The following is a 443-nucleotide window of genomic DNA, read 5'->3' as shown; positions in this document are numbered from 1 at the left end:
GTCTGTTGCTTCACTGGACGATAAACTTGCCCATGACGAACTGCATTACTCCAGTCGGTTATTTCTGGAATATCAGATAGGTCTAATTGATCATCAGGCACAGTTCCCTTAGCAAGCAAGCGTTTAATTTCAGCATCTTGCTTGTCACTGAAGTTTTCATTCAGCTCTTTGCGTGTATATCTAACCATGCTCATATTGATTTCGCTCCGCTTTAGTGACTTGTCTTGCACTAATAATTCGTATGATTTCACAGTCATCTTCATCAAAGATGGTGTGAGCAACTAACAGCATTAGTACGCCTTTTACCCTACCAATGGTTTGCCAACGTTCTTCGCCATTGGTATGTCTGTCTTGGATTGAGATCCGCAGAGGATCTTCAAATACAAGGCTTGCAGTTTCAAAAGAGATATCATGCTTTTTCTGTTTCTTTCGATTCTTAGCCT

General features: G+C 40.9%; 2 protein-coding genes. Both read right to left on the bottom strand.

Features of this window, described 5'->3' with window-relative positions:
• Positions 1 to 194: hypothetical protein (locus H6A28_RS14950; protein WP_239465395.1), on the bottom strand; the 194-nt coding region annotated here is incomplete at its 3' end.
• On the bottom strand, positions 181 to 443 hold a 263-nt coding region (locus H6A28_RS14945; protein ID WP_204481095.1), incomplete at its 5' end, for a BrnT family toxin. The genes H6A28_RS14945 and H6A28_RS14950, both read right to left, overlap by 14 nt.

The sequence above is a fragment of the Bacteroides mediterraneensis genome (assembly GCF_016900355.1).
GTDB lineage: Bacteria > Bacteroidota > Bacteroidia > Bacteroidales > Bacteroidaceae > Phocaeicola.
Note: the sequence above shows the minus strand (reverse complement) of the source record. Positions and strands in the feature narration are given on the sequence as shown.